The sequence below is a fragment of the Streptomyces boluensis genome, assembly GCF_009908195.1.
Taxonomy (GTDB): Bacteria; Actinomycetota; Actinomycetes; order Streptomycetales; family Streptomycetaceae; genus Streptomyces; species Streptomyces boluensis.
This window is the reverse complement of record NZ_JAAAHS010000007.1, coordinates 20,079-38,562: the sequence shown is the minus strand read 5'-3', so window position 1 is coordinate 38,562 and position 18,484 is coordinate 20,079. Positions and strand designations below refer to the sequence as shown.

The window sequence follows — 18,484 nt, the reverse complement described above, 5'->3', positions numbered from 1 at the left end:
GGCCAAGTCCCCGCACCCAGAGGCCCGTTGGGTCGTTCGACAACACATGAAGCAGAACACTGAAGCACCGCCCGCTCCGGTCCGTATCGCCGCCGGGGCCCAGGTCGACGAGTCGACGGCACTGGGCCCCGGCACCGCTGTGTGGGAGCTCGCCCAGATCCGTGAACAGGCCGTACTCGGCGCGAACTGTGTCGTCGGGCGGGGCGCCTATGTCGGCCCCGGTGTCCGGATCGGCGACGGAGTCAAGATCCAGAACCACGCCCTCGTCTACGAACCGGCGTCGCTCGACCACGGCGTCTTCATCGGCCCCGCGGTCGTCCTGACCAACGACCACAACCCGCGCTCGGTCGACCCCGAAGGGCGGCCCAAGCGAAGTGCCGACTGGGAGGCCGTCGGCGTCACGGTCGCCGAGGGCGCGTCGCTCGGCGCCCGCTCGGTCTGCGTGGCCCCGGTACGCGTCGGCCGCTGGGCGATGGTCGCCGCCGGTGCCGTGGTCACCCGGGACGTGCCGGACTTCGCACTAGTCGTCGGTGTCCCGGCACGTCACATCGGCTGGGTGGGCCGCGCCGGCGAGCGGCTCCGCGAACTCCCCGGCCAGAGCGGGATGTGGGAGTGCCCGCGCACCGGCGTCGTACACGCGGAGAGGGACGGCGTCCTCACGGAGGTCTGAGGCAACGGGCCGCCGCCCCCGGATCAGTGGCCGCCGACGATTCCGGCGGTGGCGGCCCGACGGTCCGGGCTCTCCTGGATATCGAGCATCAGGGCGCCGACGAGAAAGTGAATGCCCGTGAGGATGGGCATCGTCGCCAGCAGGACACTTCCCGCACTGGCACTCGCGGGCCCGAGCGTGTGGACCAGCACCCAGGTGCTCGCCGCACCACCGAAGGCGATCAGCGAAAGTCCCGCCAGAAGCAGCAGAGCGATCGGCGAGAAGGAGAACACGACGTACTTGAAGAGGATGCGCCGACCGATCCCGCGAGTCAGCTGGGCGATCAACGCGGGAATGACCTTGTGCATCCGCATGGTTGACACCTCGCTCCCGTAGACCGCGGGAATCGGGACGTCACAGGCCGGGATCCGAAGAATGTTCAGGTTGATCAGAAGGTCGTTCTCGAACGAGTAGTCCTTGGCCACACGGTCGAGGTTCAACCGTTCCAGTGCCGCCCGGTGGATCGCGGTGTACCCGTTCTGCGGATCGAACAAGTGCCAGTATCCGGAGGCCAGTTTGGTCATGAAGGAGAGGATGACGTTGCCGAGGATCCGGTACTTGGGCATGCCGCGATAGGAGTCGCGGGAGTAGAAGCGGTTCGCCTTGGTGAAGTGAGCGGTCCCGTCACAGATCGGGGCGAGCAGGGCGGGCAGATACTCCGGGTCCATCTGCCCGTCGCCGGCCATGACGACCGAGACATCGCACCCGAGCCGCAGCGCCTCCTTGTGCCCGTCGCAGACCGCTCCCCCGACTCCCGTGTTGACCTCGTGCTCGATGAGCACCACACGCGGGTCACCGGCGTCGCGGGCCTCGACGGCCGTCGTGTCACTGCTGGCGTCGTCGATCACCACGATATGGTCCACGAAATCGGGCATGGTATTGATCGTCCGAGCGATCAATTTCTCCTCGTTGTACGCCGGTACCACGACCGCGATTTTCATATTTTGGTACACGAAGAAAAACCCCTCTCACGGTTCTTCGCCAGGAAATCCATCTGCGACGATGGGGCTGGAGCAGGGAGGAAGGTACCAGAAATTACCGGGACCATCAGAAACACCGCTTGCCGCATTTTCTCGGCCAATACGACAAGATTTCTACTTGTCGGAGGGCTCTGCTATGCGATCGATGTCGGGACCCTTGTCCTGCTGCACGGCGGGCTCCAAGTGCCGCTTGCCGCAGCCACATCGGTGGCTTTCGTGACCGTTCTTGCGGTCAACTTCGGACTCAACAGAGCATTTGTCTTCCGTAGCGGCGCCATGGTCGGCCCCGCCTTTGTCAAATACCTGACGCTCGTCGCGCTCAATTACTTCGCGACCATCGCCACGGTCACCGGGCTCACCGCTCTCGGGATGTCGTACGTAGTAGCGAAAACGGCGTCAACCATCGTCAATGCCGTAGCCAATTACGGTGCTTTCCGGTGGTGGGTCTTCAGGCCTTCCGGTGCGCGGCCCCGCGTGATCAGTTCTGCGGGAAGAACAGAACTGCGGGGAGAGCAGAACTGATCACGCGGGCCGCCGCGACTCACGACCGCTGGGCGACCGTCGTCAGGTTCCGGGGGTGCGAGCTCTGCAACGGCAGGGACGTCTTCCGCCGTGCCGAGTCGAGGACCGCCTCGGCGACCTCGACCGTCCGCAGCCCCTGGTCGAGAGTCACGATGTCGGCGTCCTTGCCCTCCACCGCGTCGCGGAACCGCTCGTGCTCGACGAACAGCGGCTCGCGCTTGAGGATCGCGTACCGGACCATGTCGCCCTCGGCGGCGCCGCGGAAGGCGCTCAGTGCTTCCCACTCCGTGTCGAGGGCGCCGTTGGCGTGGAAGGTCAGGTCCGCGGTGAGGGTGTCCGCGATGAAGCAGCCGCGCTGACCGGTGACCGCCGTGAAGCGCTCCTTGAGCGGGCTGAGCCAGTTCACGAGGTGGCTGACCATGGTGCCGTCGGAGAGCTCACCGACGACCGCGACCATGTCCTCGTGCGGGCGGCCGCTCTTGCACACGGTCCTGGCCGTCACCGAGGCGTAGTCGCAGCCCGTCACCCAGCTGGTGAGATCGATGTCGTGGGTCGCCAGGTCCTTGACGACGCCCACGTCCGCGATGCGCCGCGGGAACGGCCCCTGGCGCCGCGTGACCACCTGGAACAGCTCACCGAGCTCTCCCGCCTCCAGGCGTGAACGCAGGCTCTGCAGCGCCGGGTTGAACCGCTCGATATGCCCCACCCCGGCGACCAGACCGGCCGCGTCGAAGGCGTCGGCCAGCCGTCGGGCCGCGGCCGCGGTGTGTGCAAGCGGCTTCTCGATCAGCGCGCACACTCCGGCCCCCGCCAGGCCGAGGCCGACCTCCTCGTGCAGCGCCGTGGGGCAGGCGACCACGGCGTAGTCGAGGCCGAGCGCGAGGAGTTCGGGGAGGGTGGCGACGACCGGGGCACCTCGGGCGGCACCCGCGGAGTCCCCTGCCGGGTCCATGACGCCGACGAGTTCGACGCCGTCGAGGGACGAGAGGACACGGGCGTGGTTGCGTCCCATCGCACCCAGACCGACAAGCCCCGCACGCAGAGTCCGCTTGCTCACCGGAGACCTCCAGCGACGGTCACGGCGCGGGCGATGCGCTCCAACTCGCCCTGCCCGAGGGTGGGGTGGACCGGCAGCGAGAGCACCTCGGCGCAGGCGCGCTCGGTCTCGGGCAGCGGTGGCGCCGACAGATCCTGGTACGGCCGCAGGCGGTGGATCGGGGTCGGGTAGTACACGGCGGAGCCGATGCCCTGGCCTGCCAGTTCCCGCTGTACGGCATCCCTGCGGCCGTCGGGGACGGCGACGGTGTACTGGTGGTAGACGTGCCGGGCACCGTCGGCCACCTGCGGCACGGGCAGCCCCTCGATGCCGGAGTCGAGCACCTTGGCGTTGGCCCGCCGCTGCTCGGTCCACGCCGGGAGCTGCCTCAGCTGCTCACGGCCGACGGCCGCCGCCACGTCGGTCATCCGCATGTTGGCGCCGACGATCTCGTTCTCGTACCGCTGCTCCATGCCCTGGTTCCGCAACAGCCGCAGTGTGCGGGCCAGTTGGGGGTCGTCGGTGGTGATCATGCCGCCTTCGAGCGCGTGCATGTTCTTCGTCGGGTAGAAGCTGAAGCACCCGGCCTGCCCGAACGATCCGACCGGCCGGCCGTGCAGCGCGGCACCGTGCGCCTGGCAGGCGTCCTCGATCACGGCGAGGCCCTGGCGGGCGGCGAGCGGCATCAGGCGGTCCATGGGGGCGGGGTGCCCGTACAGGTGCACGGGCATCAGCGCCGCGGTGCGCGGGCCGATCGCCGCGGCCACGGCGTCCGGGTCGAGGCAGTAGGTGTCGGGGGTGATGTCGGCGAAGACCGGTTCGGCGCCCGCCAGGCGTACGGCGTTGGCGGTCGCGGCGAACGAGAAGGACGGCACCACCACCTCGTCGCCCCGCCCGATGCCGAGCGCCATGAGGCTCAAGTGCAGTGCGGACGTACCGGAGTTGACGGCGACACAGGTGCGTTCGGCGACCAGCTCCGAGAACTCCTCCTCGAAAGCGGCCACTTCAGGCCCCTGGATGACATGCCCGCTGCGCAGAACGCGAACGGCGGCTTCGATCTCGGCCTCGCCGATCACGGGCCGGGCGGCTGGGATGGACAGATGAGACCCGGACACGGGCAGTCTCCGTTCGGGAGCGTGGGAGTCGGCCTGTCTTTAACCGCCGTTCCCCGTCCGGGGTTTCTGTTGTCACCACCTATCAACCCAAAGCAGTATGCGTACGATGAAGCGATTTTGACCGCAGATCGGGCAAGCGTTCTGGAAGCGGGCCCCGCGGGTCGGCGAGGTTGATGCCGGTCAGGTGGTGGATGCGCTCCAGGCGGCAGGTCAGCGCGCGCACGCTCAGCGAGAGGCTGTACGGCGCGACCGCCGTCGGCATCGAACGCTCCGGCGAGGACTTCACGTACGCCACAGCCGAGACCGTCATCGCCTCGGCTGAGACCTGACGGAGCCCGGCTAGGTGCGCCGGGCATCCACCAGTCCGGCCACGTACCGCGAGTTCCTCGACCACGAGATGCCCCGCGTCGGCGATCACCCCGCAGGTCGGCGCCGAGTGCCGTGCGGACCGCCGGGGCGAGTACGCGCGGCGGCAGGGAGGAGGAGGCGTTGAAGTTGGTCCCGGCGACGAACACGGCCGTCCGAGCCCCCCAACCGGCCGTCACCACATGAGTGGACGCACCGTTGGCCGTCACCGGCCGGGCGAGACCATCCGCGGACCGTCTTCGTCCGCGTCAGAAGCCGCGGTTCAGGCACCCTTCGAGCTGGGCTCCAGAATCGCCACACACTCAAGGTGGTGCGTCATCGGGAACAAATCAAAAGCCCGAAGCATCCGCACCCGATAACCCCCCTCCCGGAAGTACCCCAAGTCCCGCGCCAGCGCGGCCGGGTCGCAGGCAACGTACGCGATGCGGCGGGCGCCGAGGCCGGTCAGGTGGTTCACCGTCTGCTTGCCCGCGCCCGCGCGGGGCGGGTCAAGGACGATCAGGTCGACGTCCGTGATGCCCGTCCGCGGCAGTACCGACTCGACCTTGCCCTGCTCGATACGGACCCGGTCGAACTCCGCGAGGTTGTGCCGCGCGTCCTCGACCGCACGCTTGCCGGACTCGATGCCGAGCACCGCGCCCTGCTCGCCGACCCGGTCCGCGATGGCGCCGGCGAAGAGGCCGACGCCGCAGTACAGGTCGAGGGCCGTGTCGCCCTTGCGCGGCAGCAGGCCCTGCATCACCGCGAGGACCAGGGTCTCGGCGGCCTTGGGGTGGACCTGCCAGAAGCCGCCGTTGCCGACGCGGTGGGTGCGGCCGTCGGCGCGTTCGCGGACGAAGGGGCGCCCGTGGACGCGGTGCACGCCGCCGTCCTTCTCGCCGACCCGCATCACCGAGACGGGACGGTCGAGTTCGACGATGGGCAGCCGGGCGCCGGGACGCGGGGTCAGGATCACCTGACGGTCCTGGGAACCCGTGGCGGCGATCGCGTCGATGGACGCCATGCCCGGCCACTCCCGCTTCTCGATGCCGAGTTCCGAGACGCCCTCAGCCGCGATCATGCAGTGCTCGATCGGCTCGACCTCGTGCGAACGGTGCCGACGCAGACCGGCCTTCCCGGTCTCGGCGTCCACCGCGTACTGCACGCGCGTGCGCCAGGCCGGGACCTCACCGGCGGGCAGCTTGTCGCCCTCGGCGGGCATGACCGTGCCGTCCCAGCCGGCCTCCTCGGGCGTCAGGCCCGCGAGGTGCTTGAGCTGCTCGGTGAGCACCTCGCCCTTGAGGCGGCGCTGCGCGCCCGGCTTGGCGTGCTGCCAGTCGCAACCGCCGCAGCGCCCAGGACCGGCGTACGGGCACGGCGCCTCGATGCGGTCCTTCGATGCCTGCAGGATCTCGACCGCGTCCGCCCGCAGGAAGCGCGCGCCCTCCTCGCCCTCCGTGACCCGCGCCACGACCCGCTCACCGGGCAACGTGTGCCGTACGAAGAGCACCTGTCCCTCGGACGTACGGGCGATGCAGTGGCCGCCGTGGGCTACGGGGCCGACCTCGACCTCGTACTCCTCTCCCACCAGCGAGTTCTTCGGTTCTGCCTGCATGGTGGGGTGGCTCCAAAAAGTCAAAGGGGAACGGCCGGACAACAGCCCACAAGTCTACGTGGACGCTGCCCGGCCGCTCACCGAGTGCGAGGGACGTGCGGGGGGGGCTCAGCCCTTGTCGCCGGAACCGGAACCTGACCCGGAACCGGACCCAGTGCCGTTCCCGTTGCCCTTGCCGTTACCGCTCCCGTTACCGCTCCCGCTCCCCTTGGCCTCCGCGCCCGCGGCCGCCTTCGGCTTGCGCTGTTCGACGGGGCCGCGTCGCACCGCACCCGGAGCGTTCCACTCCGAGCGCCTGCGGGCCCGCTTCTTGGCGGCCTCGGAGGACTCCAGCTGGTACGGCACCGAGGTGACCATCACGCCCGGCGTGAACAGCAGCCGGCCCTTGAGCCGCAGGGCGCTCTGGTTGTGCAGCAGGTGCTCGTACCAGTGACCCACCACGTACTCGGGAATGATCACGCTGACCGCGTCGCGCGGCGACTCCCGGCGCAGGTTCTTGACGTAGTCGATGATCGGGCGGGTGATCTCGCGGTACGGGGAGTCGAGGATCTTCAGCGGTACGGAGATGCCGCGCCGCTCCCACTCCTCCCTGAGCGCCTTGGTCTCGGCCGCGTCGACGTTGATGCTGACCGCTTCGAGGGTGTCGGAGCGCATCAGCTTCGCGTACGCGACCGCGCGCAGCGTCGGCCGGTGGACCTTGGAGACAAGGACGATGGAGTGCACCCGCGACGGCCGCACACTGTCGTCTGACGGGCCCTCGGGGGCGGCGATCTCGTCGGCCACGCGGTCGTAGTGACGGCGGATCGCGCTCATCGTCGCGTAGAAGATCACCATGCCGAGCAGCGCGACCCAGGCGCCGTGCGTGAACTTGGTGACCAGGACGACGACCAGGACCAGGCCGGTGAAGAACGCGCCGAAGGTGTTGATCGCCCGGGAGCGCTTCATCCGGCTCCGCTTGGCCGGGTCCTTCTCGGTGCGCAGGTGCCGGTTCCAGTGCCGGACCATGCCGATCTGGCTGAGCGTGAACGAGACGAAGACGCCGACGATGTACAGCTGGATCAGCCGCGTCGAGTCGGCCCCGTAGATGACGACGAGCAGCGCGGCCGCGCCGGCAAGCAGCACGATGCCGTTGGAGAACGCGAGCCGGTCGCCGCGGGTGTGCAGCTGACGCGGCAGGTAACGGTCCTGCGCGAGGATCGAACCGAGCAGCGGGAAGCCGTTGTACGCGGTGTTGGCGGCGAGGAACAGCACGAGCGCGGTGGCCGCGGCAAGGACGATGAACAGGAACGAGCCGTCCCCGAAGACCGCCTCGGCGACCTGCGAGATCACCGGGTTCTGGACGTAATCGGCGCCGACCGGCTGGCCGTTGACGAGCAGGTCGTGCTCGGGCTTCTCGGCCATCCGTACGCCGGTGGTCATCGCGAGCACGATGATGCCGCAGAACATGGTGACGGCCAGGCCGCCCATGAGGGCAAGCGTGGTGGCGGCGTTCTTCGACTTCGGCTTGCGGAAGGCGGGGACGCCGTTGCTGATCGCCTCGACACCGGTGAGCGCCGCACAGCCGGAGGAGAACGCCCGCAGCAGCAGGAAGACCAGCGCGAACCCGGCCAGGCCCTGGTGTTCGGGCTTGATCTCGAAGTCGGCGGTCGGGGCCTGCATGTCGTCCCCGAGGACGAGCCCGCGGAACGCGCCCCACGCGATCATGATGAAGACGCCCGCCACGAAGACGTACGTCGGGATCGCGAAGAGTTTTCCGGACTCCTTTACGCCGCGCAGGTTCATCACGGTCAGCAGACCGATCACGACGACGGCGCAGAGCACCTTGTTCTCGACGACGAACGGGACGGCGGAGCCGAGGTTCTCGATGCCCGAGGAGATCGACACGGCGACGGTCAGGACGTAGTCGACGAGCAGGGCGCTCGCGACGGTCAGTCCGGCCTTGGGGCCGAGGTTGGTGTTGGCGACCTCGTAGTCGCCGCCGCCGCTCGGATAGGCGTGCACGTTCTGCCGGTACGACGCGACCACGGTGAACATCAGCACCACGACCGCGAGGGCGATCCAGGGACTGAAGTGATACGCCGACACACCCGCGATGGAGAGCACCAGAAGCACTTCTCCCGGCGCGTACGCCACCGATGACAGTGGGTCGGAGGCGAAGACGGGGAGAGCGATGCGCTTCGGGAGAAGCGTTTCTCCCAGCCGGTCGCTGCGCAGTGCGCGCCCGATGAGAATCCGTTTGGGCACGTCGGTCAGTTTGGACACGGTGAGGATCGTAAGCGTTCGCAAGGGGGGCCGCCCACCCGCGTCCGGCGGCTGTGTAGCTTGTGCGTCTGTCTGAGACCCTGTTAAGCCTGAGCCCCGGGACCCATCGCGGTCCCATCAGGACAATTCGGCTCACCAGTTACTAACGCATTCCTAACGCAGGAACGCAGGACAGCCAGCCGGAAGGACGGTCGTGCACATCGTCATCATGGGCTGCGGACGAGTGGGCGCCGCACTCGCGCAGACCCTGGAGCAACAGGGGCATACGGTCGCGGTGGTCGACCAGGACCCCACGGCCTTTCGCCGTCTCGGCTCCGGCTTCGGCGGGCGCCGCGTCACCGGCGTCGGCTTCGACCAGGACACCCTGCGCGAGGCGGGTATCGAGGACGCCGGCGCCTTCGCCGCGGTCAGCAGCGGCGACAACTCGAACATCATCGCCGCCCGGGTGGCCCGCGAGATGTTCGGCATCGAGAACGTCGCGGCCCGTATCTACGACCCGCGTCGCGCCGAGGTCTACCAGCGCCTGGGCATCCCGACGGTCGCGACGGTCCGCTGGACCGCCGACCAGATGCTGCGCCGGCTGCTGCCCTCGGGCGCGGAGCCGCTGTGGCGGGACCCCACGGGCGGGGTGCAGCTCGCCGAGGTGCACGCTTCCAGCGCCTGGGTCGGGAACAAGATCAGCAAGATGCAGGAGGAGACCGGCGTACGCGTCGCGTTCCTCACCCGGCTGGGCGAGGCGATCCTGCCGACCTCCCAGACGGTGCTGCAGGAAGGCGACCTGGTGCACGTGATGATGCGCACCGACGAGGTCGAGAAGGTCGAAGCGGCGTTCGCCGAGGGCCCTGAGGAGGGCGGTCACTGATGCGCGTCGCCATTGCCGGAGCGGGCGCGGTGGGTCGTTCCATCGCGGGCGAGCTCCTGGAGAACGGGCACGAGGTGCTCCTGGTCGACAAGGCCCCGACCGCCATCTCGGTGGAGCGGGTGCCGCAGGCCGAGTGGCTGCTCGCGGACGCCTGTGAGATCACCTCGCTCGACGAGGCCGCGCTGCAGCGCTGCAACGTCGTGATCGCGGCGACCGGCGACGACAAGGTCAACCTCGTCGTCTCCCTCCTCGCGAAGACCGAGTACGGCGTCCCGCGCGTCGTCGCCCGCGTCAACAACCCGAAGAACGAGTGGCTGTTCAACGAGTCCTGGGGCGTCGACGTCGCGGTGTCCACGCCGCGGCTGATGTCGGCCCTGGTCGAGGAGGCCGTCAGCGTCGGCGACCTGGTGCGGCTGCTGCGCTTCAGCCACGGCGACGCCAACCTGGTCGAGCTGACCCTGCCGCCGGAGTCCGCGCTCGCGGGCACCACCATCGGCGACATCTCCTGGCCGGAGGACACGTCCCTGGTGACGATCATCCGCGGCACCCGCGTCCTGGCCCCCACGGCCGAGGACTCCCTGGAGGCGGGCGACGAACTCCTCTTCGTAGCCGCCCAGGCCCGCGAGGAACAGCTCGAGGACCTGCTGTCGGTCCGCAAGGAGAGCTAGCGGTCGTACGAGTACGAGTACGCGGAAGGGGCCCGGAACCTGCAAGGTTCCGGGCCCCTTCCGGTACATCCAGCCCGTCCGGCGCTTGAGGACGAGCCCGCAGGGCGATCGACGGTGCGCTGGACCGGGGTGCCCTTAAGACGACGCCCGCTCCTTCTCCGCCGCCTCCTCCGCCTCCATCTCAGCGAAGACATCAATCGGCGCCGGCGCCTTCGCCAGGAAGACCCAGGTCAGCCAGACGGCAAGCAGGAACGGCGGGATCTTCAGGGCGACCAGGACCCAGCCGAGCTGCGTCGTGTCCGCCCACCAGTACAGCGGGAAGAGGATCGCGCACTTGGCGAGCAGGATCGCCCCCCACGCGTAACTCGCCTTCGCGTAGGCCTTCTTGCGGCCCGGATTGCGCGTACGCCAGGAGAGGTTCTCCTTGAACACCGGGCCGAGGATCAGGCCGATCAGCGGGACCCCGGCGAGCGTGGTCACGATGTAGGCGAGGGCGAGGCCGAGGGTGTAGAGCATGCCCGGCAGGTAGAAGTCCTTGGCATTGCCGGTCATCATCGCGAAGACCACACCGAAGGCGACGCCGAAGACGCCGCTGAAGGCGTGCTTGACGGTGTCCCGCTTGACCAGGCGGACCACGACGAGGAGCAGGGACACCCCGACCGCGGCGACGGCCGACATCTTCAGGTCTTTGTTGACCGTGTAGATGGTGACGAACAGCAGGCCGGGCAGGACCGTCTCGATCATGCCCCGCAGGCCGCCGAAGGCCTCGAAAAGCGCGGCCTCGGTCACGGCCTTCGCATCACTGTCAGGACCACCGGCCTGATCCGGGGTGGTGTGGTCGGTCGGCTTGTCGACAGACGTCACCGGCTACTCCCGTCCGAGCGGTCTGAGTTCGTACTTGGGATTGAAGAGCACCCGGCGGCCTCGGCTCATCGAGATCCGGCCCGATGCGATCAGTCTGCGCCCCGGCTCGATACCCACGATGGAGCGTCGGCCCAGCCACACCACGTCCAGGGCGGCGGAGCCGTCGAACAGCTCGGCCTCCAGGGCGGGGACGCCGGCCCGTGGGCGCAGCGTGACCGTGCGCAACGTACCAGTAACCGTGACTATCTCGCGGTCGCCGCAGTCGCCGATGCGGATACAGCCCGCTGTCTCCGTGTCCTCACGGAGCTCCTCCGAATCCAGCTCCTCCTGGGACGAGGACAGCCGGTCCAGCATCCGGCGGAACCGGCCTGACGGCTTTTCTGAACGAGGAACGGCACTCATACAAGAAGCGTACCGGGGTCCACCGACACCGGATCAAGGCCGGGGCCTCTCCTTGCCGCACCGACCCGCCAGGGTCACCGCTCGAACCGATATCCCATGCCCGGTTCGGTGATGAAGTGCGCGGGATGCGAGGGATCGGCCTCCAGTTTGCGGCGCAGCTGGGCCATGTAGACCCGCAGGTAGTTGGTCTCGGTCCCGTAGGAGGGGCCCCAGACCTCCTGGAGCAACTGCTTCTGGCTCACCAGGCGACCCGTATTGCGTACGAGGACCTCCAGGAGGTGCCACTCCGTGGGGGTCAGGCGTACGTCGCGGTCGCCGCGGTGGACCTTCTTCGCGGCCAGGTCGACGGTGAAGTCACCGGCGTCCACGACGGCGTCGTCCTCGCTGCCGCCACCGGTGGCCGGCTCTGCCCGGCGTACGGCGGCGCGCAGCCGGGCCAGCAACTCGTCCATGCCGAAGGGCTTGGTCACGTAGTCGTCGGCGCCCGCGTCCAGGGCCTCGACCTTCTCGTCGGAGCTGTGCCGCGCGGAGAGCACCAGGATCGGCACCCGGCTCCAGCCGCGCAGCCCCTTGATCACGTCGACGCCGTCCATGTCGGGCAGGCCGAGGTCCAGAACGATCACGTCGGGGTGGCGGGCGGCGGCGAGCTGGAGGGCGGCGGCGCCGTCGGCGGCCGCGTCCACCTCGTACTTGCGTGCCTTCAGGTTGATCACGAGGGCGCGCACGATCTGCGGCTCGTCGTCGACCACGAGCACCCGGGTCATCTGGTCCTGCCTTTCTGCGGTGGCGGCGGCGGGTGCCGCGGCCGTCGTGCCCGCGGTCACGGGGTGACCTGCGGAAAGTGCGGGGGTCATGAGGTGACCTGCGCGGAGAGATCGGGCGCGACCGGCTCACGGCCGGCGGCGGCGCGCAGCGTGAGCAGCATGGTGAGGCCGCCGCCCGGGGTGTCCTCCGCGTTCAGCGTGCCGCCCATCGCCTCGACGAAGCCCCGCGCCACGGCGAGACCGAGCCCGACACCGGCGCCGCGCGGGGCGTCCCCGTGGCGCTGGAAGGGCTCGAAGATGCGGTCCTTGGCGTCGTCGGGCACGCCGGGCCCGCGGTCCACGACGCGTACCTCGACGCGGGTGCCGAGCGCGCTGGCGGACACCGTGACGCGGCGGCCGTCGGGGCTGTACTTGACGGCGTTCTCGACGATGTTGGCGACGGCACGCTCCAGGAGACCCTTGTCGACCTCGACCATCGGCAGCGTCTCCGGGATGTCCAGGTCGACGCTGCCCTCGGGCACGCCGCCCAGCGCCATCGGCACCACCTCGTCCAGGTCGACGGGGCGGATCAGCGGCATCACGGTGCCGGTCTGGAGGCGGGACATGTCGAGCAGGTTGCCGACGAGGTGGTCGAGCCGGTCCGCGCCGTCCTCGATGCCTTCGAGCAGCTCGGCCCGGTCCTCGTCGGACCACTCCACGTCGTCCGAGCGCAGCGAGGTCACGGAGGCCTTGATGCCGGCCAGCGGGGTCCGCAGATCGTGGCTGACGGCGGCGAGCAGGGCGGTACGGATGCGGTTGCCCTCGGCGAGGGCGCGGGCCTGGTCCGCCTCGTCCTGGAGGCGCTGGCGGTCGAGGACCACGGCGGCCTGCGCGGCGAACGCGGCGAGCACGCGCCGGTTCTCGGCGGGCAGCACCCGGCCGCTCAGGGCGAGCGCCATGTGATCGCCGACCGGCATGTCCACGTCGGCGTCCTCGGGGCGGCCGAGCGGCGTCGGCCCGACGCTCCCGGCGCAGGTCCACGGGTCGCGGTCGCCGGCCCGTTCGAGCAGGGCGACGGACTCCATGTTGAAGGTCTCCCGGACGCGTTCGAGGAGGGCGTCCAGGCTGGTCTCGCCGCGCAGCACACTGCCCGCGAGGAACGACAGGATCTCCGACTCGGCGCGCAGCCGGGCGGCCTGGTGGGTGCGCCGGGCGGCGAGGTCGACCACGGACGCGACGGCCACGGCGACGCCCACGAAGACGGCGAGGGCGACGATGTTGCGGGAGTCGGCGATGGTCCACAGGTGCAGCGGCGGCGTGAAGTAGTAGTTCAGGAGCAGCGAGCCGAACGCCGCCGAGGCCAGCGCGGGCAGCAGTCCGCCGAGCAGCGCCGACGCCACCGTCAGGGCGAGGAACAGCAGCATGTCGTTGGCGAGCCCGAGGTCCGCGTCGATGTTGGCCAGCAGCAGCGTGAGCAGCAGCGGGCCGAGCACGCCGACCAGCCAGCCGGAGACGATCCGGGACCGGCCGAGCCGGGCACCTCTGGCCACCGGAAGCCCGCGCCCCTTGGCGACCTCTTCGTGCGTCACGATGTGCACGTCCAGGTCGGGCCCCGAGTCACGGGCGACGGTCGCGCCGACCCCGGGCCCGAACACGTACTGCCAGGCCTTGCGGCGGCTGGAGCCGAGCACGATCTGGGTGGCGTTGACCCCGCGCGCGAACTCGAGCAGCGAGGCGGGGATGTCGTCGCCGATGACGTGGTGGAACGTGCCGCCCAGGTCCTCCACGAGGGTGCGCTGGAGGGCGAGTTCCTTCGGCGATGCGGAGGTCAGGCCGTCGCTGCGGGCGATGTAGACGGCGAGGATCTCGCTGCCCGAGCCCTTCGCGGCCATCCGGGCGGCGCGGCGGATCAGGGTGCGCCCCTCGGGGCCGCCGGTGAGCCCGACGGCGATGCGCTCGCGGGCCTGCCAGGTGCTGCGGATGTTGTGCTCGCCCCGGTACTGCTGCAGGTACTCGTCGACCCGGTCCGCCGTCCACAGCAGGGCCAGCTCGCGCAGGGCGGTGAGGTTGCCGGGCCGGAAGTAGTTGGAGAGCGAGGCGTCGATCCGGTCCGGCTTGTAGATGTTGCCGTGCGCCATCCGACGTCGCAGGGCCTCCGGCGACATGTCGACCAGCTCTATCTGGTCGGCCCGGCGCACCACTTCGTCGGAGACGGTCTCGCGCTGCCGTACGCCCGTTATCGACTCGACGACATCACCGAGTGACTCCAGGTGCTGGATGTTGACGGTGGAGACGACATCGATCCCCGCGGCGAGGAGTTCCTCGACGTCCTGCCAGCGTTTGGCGTTACGTGAGCCGGGGACGTTGGTGTGCGCCAGCTCGTCGACGAGGGCGACTGCGGGGGCGCGCACCAGGACCGCGTCCACGTCCATCTCCGTGAAGACGCTGCCGCGGTGGTCGAGCTCGCGGCGCGGCACCTGTTCGAGGCCGTGCAGCAGGGTCTCGGTACGCGGTCGGCCGTGGTGTTCCACGAAGGCGACCACGCAGTCCGTGCCCCGCTCCACCCGGCGGTGCGCCTCGGACAGCATCGCGTAGGTCTTGCCCACGCCCGGTGCCGCACCGAGGTATATCCGTAGCTTGCCGCGTCCCATGGCCTCATTGTCTTCCGAAATCCGCCGCTCACGCCGCGTCGACCCTACGGCCAGGATTTCCGGACAACGGCCCCCGAGGTGGTCGTACGCCCCGCATTTGACGCGATTCTGACGCGGCGGGCGTCGGCGGCCCGGCAACGAGAAGGGCCGCATCCCCGGTGGGGATGCGGCCCAAAATTCAGCCCGCCCGGGGGCACCTCCCGGCCGGAGGCTGGGGGAGTTCGAGGACGAGCCCCGCAGGGCGACTGCGGCGCCCGAGTCGACGGTGCGGGACGCGGCACTCAAGAACCGCTAGCGAACCTCGGTGATCTCCGGGCCACGGGCCAGCTGCCCCATCCCGCCGGAGAACCGGGACTCCTCCTGGTTCTCCTCCTTCACGCCGCCCTCGGCCACCATCTGGGCGTCGTCCGGCAGCTTGAGGACGATCGGGTCACGGGGCGCCATCGGGCCGTCACCACGCACGACGACGGTGTCCCGGAGGATCTGCTCGAGCAGGCCCGCGGCCTCGGGCTGCACCGCGCCCTGGCCGGAGATGACGCCGCGCAGGAACCAGCGCGGACCGTCGACGCCCACGAACCGGACGACCTGCACGCCACCCGTACCGTCCGGCAGCTGCACCGGAACCTGGGCGCGCAGCTCCCAGCCGAGCGGGCCCTCGACCTCGTCGATCACTCCGCCCTGCTGGGTGATGCCCGAGGCGATCTCCTCGCGGACCTCACCCCAGATGCCCTCCTTCTTCGGAGCGGCGAACGCCTGGAGCTGTACGGCGCTCTCGCGCAGCACCACGGTGGCCGCGACGATCGCGTCGCCCGCCACCTCCACGCGCAGCTCCATGCCCTCGACGCCGGGCACGAAGATGCCGCCGAGGTCGACGCGACCCTCGCCGGGCTCGCGCACCTCGGAGATGTCCCAGGGTCCGTCAGGACGGGGGGCCGGCGGGAGGTTCACCCGTCGCGGCTGGTCATCCGCCGTCTCGGGGTCCACGCCTTCGGCGACCTGCTCGGCCTCGCCGGCCGCGCCGTCGGCGGCGTCACTCTTCTTGCGACGTCCGAACACGTCACTGTCCTTCCCGGTCGGATACGACCGAAGCGTATCGATTCCCGCCCTGTTGCCCACCCGCGTTGCCGTCCACTGCGGCATGTCCCCCGGTGGACCCGAAACCCCCCTCGGCCCGCGCCGAAGTGGGAAGCTCCGCTACTTCGTGGAAGCTCACCTTCTCGACCTGCTGGACGACGAGCTGGGCAATCCGGTCGAAGCGCTCGAACCGCACGGTCTCCCGCGGGTCGAGGTTCACGACGATCACCTTGATCTCCCCACGGTACCCGGCATCCACCGTCCCTGGGGCATTCACCAGAGCCACACCGCAGCGCGCGGCCAGGCCCGATCGCGGGTGCACGAAGGCCGCGTACCCCTCGGGCAGCGCGATGGCCACCCCGGTGGGCAGCACCGCCCGCTCCCCCGGGGCGAGTTCGGCCGCCTGCGTGGTGCGCAGATCGGCCCCCGCGTCACCCGGCTGCGCATAGCTCGGAAGCGGTACGTCCGGGTCCACGCGCCGGATCTGTACGTCGAGGGGCCTACGGGCGCCGAAGCCGCCGGCGGAGGCGGTCACGGGTTCACCTCGAAGGCACGCGCACGACGCAGCTGGTCCGGGTCCTCCATGGCCGCCTGGATCTCCTCGGGACGGCCGTTGTCGATGAAGTGGTCGACCTTCACCTCGATGAACAGCGCCTCCGCGCGGACCGCGACCGGGCCGTCAGGCCCGCCGATCCGGCCGGTGGCCCTCGAGTAGATCTTCCGCCCGGCGACCGCCGTGACCTCCGCGTCCAGGTGCAGCACCGTGTCCACCGGCACCGGCCGTACGAAGTCGGTCTCCAGGCGACCGGTCACCGCGATCACCCGCAGCAGCCAGTTCAGCGAGCCCAGCGTCTCGTCGAGCGCGGTGGCGAGCACGCCGCCGTGCGCGAGCCCCGGCGCGCCCTGATGTTCGGGCTTCACCGTGAACTCCGCGCGGATCGCGACCCCTTCGGCGGCCCGCGCCTCCAGGTGCAGTCCGTGCGGCTGTCCATGACCGCAGCCGAAACAGTGCTCGTAGTGCGCGCCGAGCAGCTCGCCGGGCGCCGGGGCATCAGGGTGCCGCACCGGCGCGACGGCGTCGTCCGGGGGCGTCAACGAAGGTGTACGTCCACTCACAGGCGCAGACCTTACCCGCGCGGCCTGAGAACCCGGGCACCGTGCCAAGCTTGGCGGTATGGAGCTCTCCGCCGAAACCTACGACGAACGCCTCACCGCACCCCGTTCCTGGTGGATCATCACCGGCTTGATCGGGATCGCGGGCGGTCTGATCATGCTGCCGCTCGGCGCGCTGCCGATGCTCGCCGGCCTCATCGGTGCGGCGGCCCTGGCGGCGGTCGGGGTCAGCGCGTACGGCTCCGCCCGGATCCGCGTGGTGGCGGACTCCCTGGTCGCGGGCGACGCCCGGCTCCCGCTGTCCGCCCTCGGGACCCCGGAGGTCCTGGACGAGACGGAGGCCCGCGCCTGGCGTTCGTACAAGGCCGACCCGCGCGCCTTCATGCTGCTGCGCAGTTACGTCCCCACGGCGGTACGCGTACCGGTCACGGACGAGCAGGACCCGACGCCGTATCTGTACCTGTCGACCAGGACCCCGGCGGCGCTGGCGGCAGCGCTCGCACCGGACGGGACGAAGTCCCCGGCGCAGACCGCTCCGCGCGGCACGGAGAGCGCGTCGCAGTAGGTCATGCCGGCTGGGCAGGGCGTACCGGCCTGGGCCTTCAGGGGGCCGGGCCCTAGCTCTCCAGCGGCTTCATCGCCCGCTCCAGGGGCGGGAGTTCACCGAGTGCGTCCCAGGGCACCTGCTGCTTGCGCAGGTCCTTGCGCACGCTGTCGGCGAGCTTGCTGGTCTCTCTGCGGTTCATGACCGCGCCGACCGCCGCTCCGACCATGAACGGCATCAGGTTCGGCAGGTTCCTGACCATGCGCTTCATGATCTGCTGGCGCAGCTCGCGCTTCAGCTGGCCGCCGAGCGCCGCATTGACCGACATCGGCTTGGCCATGTCGATCCCGCGCTCTTCGGACCAGGAGTGCAGGTAGGCGGCGGAGCGCAGCTTGAGGTTGCCCGGCGGGCGCAGGCCGTAGACCTCGTGCAGCTCGGCGACGAGCTTCAGCTCGATCGCGGCCACACCGGTGATCTCTGCGGCCAGTTCGGCGGGCATCGCGGGCGGTACGGGCAGCATCGCGGCCGCGCCCACACCCGCGCCGACGGTCGAGGTGCCGTTACGCGCACCCGCCACCAGCTTGTCGGCGATCTGCTCGGGCCCGAGGCCCGGGAACTGCTTGCGCAGGGTCGCCAGATCGCGCACCGGGATCCGCGGTGCGTTCTCGATGATCCGGTCGGCGAGGTAGCCGATGCCGGCCTTGGCGCCCTGGCCGCCCTTGCGTACGCCGTTCCTGACGGCTGCGAGGCGTCCGGGGCGGGCCGGGTGCCCGTCGAGGCGCGGCGCTCTGTCGACGGCGGTGCCGTCGATGTCGCGCCTGCCGCTGGGGCCGTCGGCGTCCATGGCTTCGAGCGAGGCCTGGGGGCCTCGCTCGTCGTCAGGTACGCCGTCGAGCGGGGTGCCGTCGATGGCCGGGCCACCGATTGCGTCCCGCTTCCGGAAGAACCGCTTCCGGGGCGGGGTCGAGCCTGTCACGGC

Annotated in this window: 19 protein-coding genes; 6 read left to right on the top strand and 13 right to left on the bottom strand. The window is 70.1% G+C overall.

All coding sequences use genetic code 11. The features are described from left to right. The first annotated feature begins 46 nt into the window (after positions 1-46). Positions 47-670, top strand: a complete 624-nt coding sequence (locus GUY60_RS02110; protein WP_161693108.1) for an acyltransferase — start codon at positions 47-49, stop codon at positions 668-670. Between the two features lie 23 nt (positions 671-693). On the opposite strand, the gene GUY60_RS02105 is transcribed toward GUY60_RS02110, so the two are convergent. Continuing rightward, on the bottom strand, positions 694-1,608 hold the full coding sequence (locus GUY60_RS02105) for a glycosyltransferase family 2 protein (protein WP_161693107.1): 915 nt from the start codon (positions 1,606-1,608) through the stop codon (positions 694-696). Between GUY60_RS02105 and GUY60_RS02100 the strand changes: the two genes are divergently transcribed. Further along, positions 1,564-2,211, top strand: a complete 648-nt coding sequence (locus GUY60_RS02100) for a GtrA family protein (RefSeq protein WP_161693106.1) — start codon at positions 1,564-1,566, stop codon at positions 2,209-2,211. The genes GUY60_RS02105 and GUY60_RS02100 overlap by 45 nt on opposite strands. Before the next feature lie 19 nt (positions 2,212-2,230). Here the strand turns inward: GUY60_RS02100 and GUY60_RS02095 are convergent, their stop codons facing one another. Together GUY60_RS02095 and GUY60_RS02090 are read right to left on the bottom strand one after the other, a co-directional pair. Beyond that, entirely contained in the window at positions 2,231-3,268 is a 1,038-nt protein-coding gene (locus GUY60_RS02095) for a Gfo/Idh/MocA family protein (RefSeq protein WP_161693105.1), read from the bottom strand. After that, on the bottom strand, positions 3,265-4,368 hold the full coding sequence (locus tag GUY60_RS02090) for a DegT/DnrJ/EryC1/StrS family aminotransferase (protein WP_188132082.1): 1,104 nt from the start codon (positions 4,366-4,368) through the stop codon (positions 3,265-3,267). Before GUY60_RS02090 ends, GUY60_RS02095 begins: the two co-directional genes overlap by 4 nt. Positions 4,369-4,553: 185 nt before the next feature. Here GUY60_RS02090 and GUY60_RS38160 point away from each other — a divergent pair, with 185 nt between their 5' ends. Continuing rightward, the gene (locus GUY60_RS38160; RefSeq protein WP_187369911.1) at positions 4,554-4,691 is read left to right on the top strand and encodes a hypothetical protein; all 138 of its coding nucleotides are present in this window, start codon (positions 4,554-4,556) and stop codon (positions 4,689-4,691) included. 299 nt (positions 4,692-4,990) lie between these two features. Here GUY60_RS38160 and GUY60_RS02080 read toward each other — a convergent pair whose 3' ends face one another. Together GUY60_RS02080 and GUY60_RS02075 are read right to left on the bottom strand one after the other, a co-directional pair. After that, positions 4,991-6,322 (bottom strand): class I SAM-dependent RNA methyltransferase, encoded by a 1,332-nt coding sequence (locus tag GUY60_RS02080; protein ID WP_161693102.1) that lies wholly within the window; start codon positions 6,320-6,322, stop codon positions 4,991-4,993. A gap of 108 nt (positions 6,323-6,430) precedes the next feature. Next, complete coding sequence (locus GUY60_RS02075) at positions 6,431-8,584, bottom strand: APC family permease (protein ID WP_312866153.1); 2,154 nt, start codon at positions 8,582-8,584, stop codon at positions 6,431-6,433. A 193-nt stretch (positions 8,585-8,777) separates the two neighbouring features. Here GUY60_RS02075 and GUY60_RS02070 point away from each other — a divergent pair, with 193 nt between their 5' ends. Together GUY60_RS02070 and GUY60_RS02065 are read left to right on the top strand one after the other, a co-directional pair. Then, positions 8,778-9,446 (top strand): potassium channel family protein, encoded by a 669-nt coding sequence (locus GUY60_RS02070; protein WP_161693101.1) that lies wholly within the window; start codon positions 8,778-8,780, stop codon positions 9,444-9,446. Beyond that, positions 9,446-10,114 carry a potassium channel family protein gene (locus GUY60_RS02065; RefSeq protein ID WP_161693100.1) on the top strand — a complete coding sequence of 223 codons (669 nt, stop codon included), beginning with the start codon at positions 9,446-9,448 and terminating at the stop codon, positions 10,112-10,114. The genes GUY60_RS02070 and GUY60_RS02065 overlap by 1 nt, the downstream gene beginning before the upstream one ends. A 135-nt stretch (positions 10,115-10,249) precedes the next feature. Here GUY60_RS02065 and GUY60_RS02060 read toward each other — a convergent pair whose 3' ends face one another. From GUY60_RS02060 to GUY60_RS02030, 7 genes are all read right to left on the bottom strand, one after another. After that, positions 10,250-10,978 (bottom strand): DUF3159 domain-containing protein, encoded by a 729-nt coding sequence (locus GUY60_RS02060; protein ID WP_161693099.1) that lies wholly within the window; start codon positions 10,976-10,978, stop codon positions 10,250-10,252. Between the two features lie 3 nt (positions 10,979-10,981). Next, complete coding sequence (locus tag GUY60_RS02055) at positions 10,982-11,380, bottom strand: OB-fold nucleic acid binding domain-containing protein (RefSeq protein WP_161693098.1); 399 nt, start codon at positions 11,378-11,380, stop codon at positions 10,982-10,984. Positions 11,381-11,454: 74 nt separating this feature from the next. After that, positions 11,455-12,144 (bottom strand): response regulator, encoded by a 690-nt coding sequence (locus tag GUY60_RS02050; RefSeq protein ID WP_161693124.1) that lies wholly within the window; start codon positions 12,142-12,144, stop codon positions 11,455-11,457. An 86-nt stretch (positions 12,145-12,230) separates the two neighbouring features. After that, on the bottom strand, positions 12,231-14,774 hold the full coding sequence (locus GUY60_RS02045; RefSeq protein WP_161693097.1) for a sensor histidine kinase: 2,544 nt from the start codon (positions 14,772-14,774) through the stop codon (positions 12,231-12,233). A gap of 291 nt (positions 14,775-15,065) precedes the next feature. Then, positions 15,066-15,830 (bottom strand): DUF3710 domain-containing protein, encoded by a 765-nt coding sequence (locus GUY60_RS02040; RefSeq protein ID WP_161693096.1) that lies wholly within the window; start codon positions 15,828-15,830, stop codon positions 15,066-15,068. 1 nt (position 15,831) lies between these two features. Beyond that, positions 15,832-16,383 carry a dUTP diphosphatase gene (dut, locus tag GUY60_RS02035; protein WP_161693095.1) on the bottom strand — a complete coding sequence of 184 codons (552 nt, stop codon included), beginning with the start codon at positions 16,381-16,383 and terminating at the stop codon, positions 15,832-15,834. Beyond that, a complete protein-coding gene (locus GUY60_RS02030) occupies positions 16,380-16,964 on the bottom strand; it encodes a PaaI family thioesterase (RefSeq protein WP_161693094.1) in 585 nt (194 codons plus the stop codon). Before GUY60_RS02030 ends, dut begins: the two co-directional genes overlap by 4 nt. 58 nt (positions 16,965-17,022) lie before the next feature. Here GUY60_RS02030 and GUY60_RS02025 point away from each other — a divergent pair, with 58 nt between their 5' ends. Next, complete coding sequence (locus GUY60_RS02025; RefSeq protein WP_161693093.1) at positions 17,023-17,526, top strand: DUF3093 domain-containing protein; 504 nt, start codon at positions 17,023-17,025, stop codon at positions 17,524-17,526. Positions 17,527-17,578: 52 nt separating this feature from the next. On the opposite strand, the gene GUY60_RS02020 is transcribed toward GUY60_RS02025, so the two are convergent. Then, entirely contained in the window at positions 17,579-18,481 is a 903-nt protein-coding gene (locus GUY60_RS02020) for a hypothetical protein (RefSeq protein WP_161693092.1), read from the bottom strand. Between the last annotated feature and the right edge of the window lie 3 nt (positions 18,482-18,484).

Excerpts from the sequence above, each read along its gene's own strand:
- GUY60_RS02110 (WP_161693108.1), top strand. The coding sequence starts at position 47 with ATGAAGCAGAACACTGAAGCACCGCCCGCTCCGGTCCGTATCGCCGCC.
- GUY60_RS02100 (WP_161693106.1), top strand. The coding sequence starts at position 1,564 with ATGGTCCACGAAATCGGGCATGGTATTGATCGTCCGAGCGATCAATTT.
- GUY60_RS38160 (WP_187369911.1), top strand. The coding sequence starts at position 4,554 with ATGCGCTCCAGGCGGCAGGTCAGCGCGCGCACGCTCAGCGAGAGGCTG.
- GUY60_RS02080 (WP_161693102.1), bottom strand. The coding sequence starts at position 6,322 with ATGCAGGCAGAACCGAAGAACTCGCTGGTGGGAGAGGAGTACGAGGTC.
- GUY60_RS02065 (WP_161693100.1), top strand. The coding sequence starts at position 9,446 with ATGCGCGTCGCCATTGCCGGAGCGGGCGCGGTGGGTCGTTCCATCGCG.
- GUY60_RS02055 (WP_161693098.1), bottom strand. The coding sequence starts at position 11,380 with ATGAGTGCCGTTCCTCGTTCAGAAAAGCCGTCAGGCCGGTTCCGCCGG.
- GUY60_RS02050 (WP_161693124.1), bottom strand. The coding sequence starts at position 12,144 with ATGACCCGGGTGCTCGTGGTCGACGACGAGCCGCAGATCGTGCGCGCC.
- GUY60_RS02045 (WP_161693097.1), bottom strand. The coding sequence starts at position 14,774 with ATGGGACGCGGCAAGCTACGGATATACCTCGGTGCGGCACCGGGCGTG.
- GUY60_RS02025 (WP_161693093.1), top strand. The coding sequence starts at position 17,023 with ATGGAGCTCTCCGCCGAAACCTACGACGAACGCCTCACCGCACCCCGT.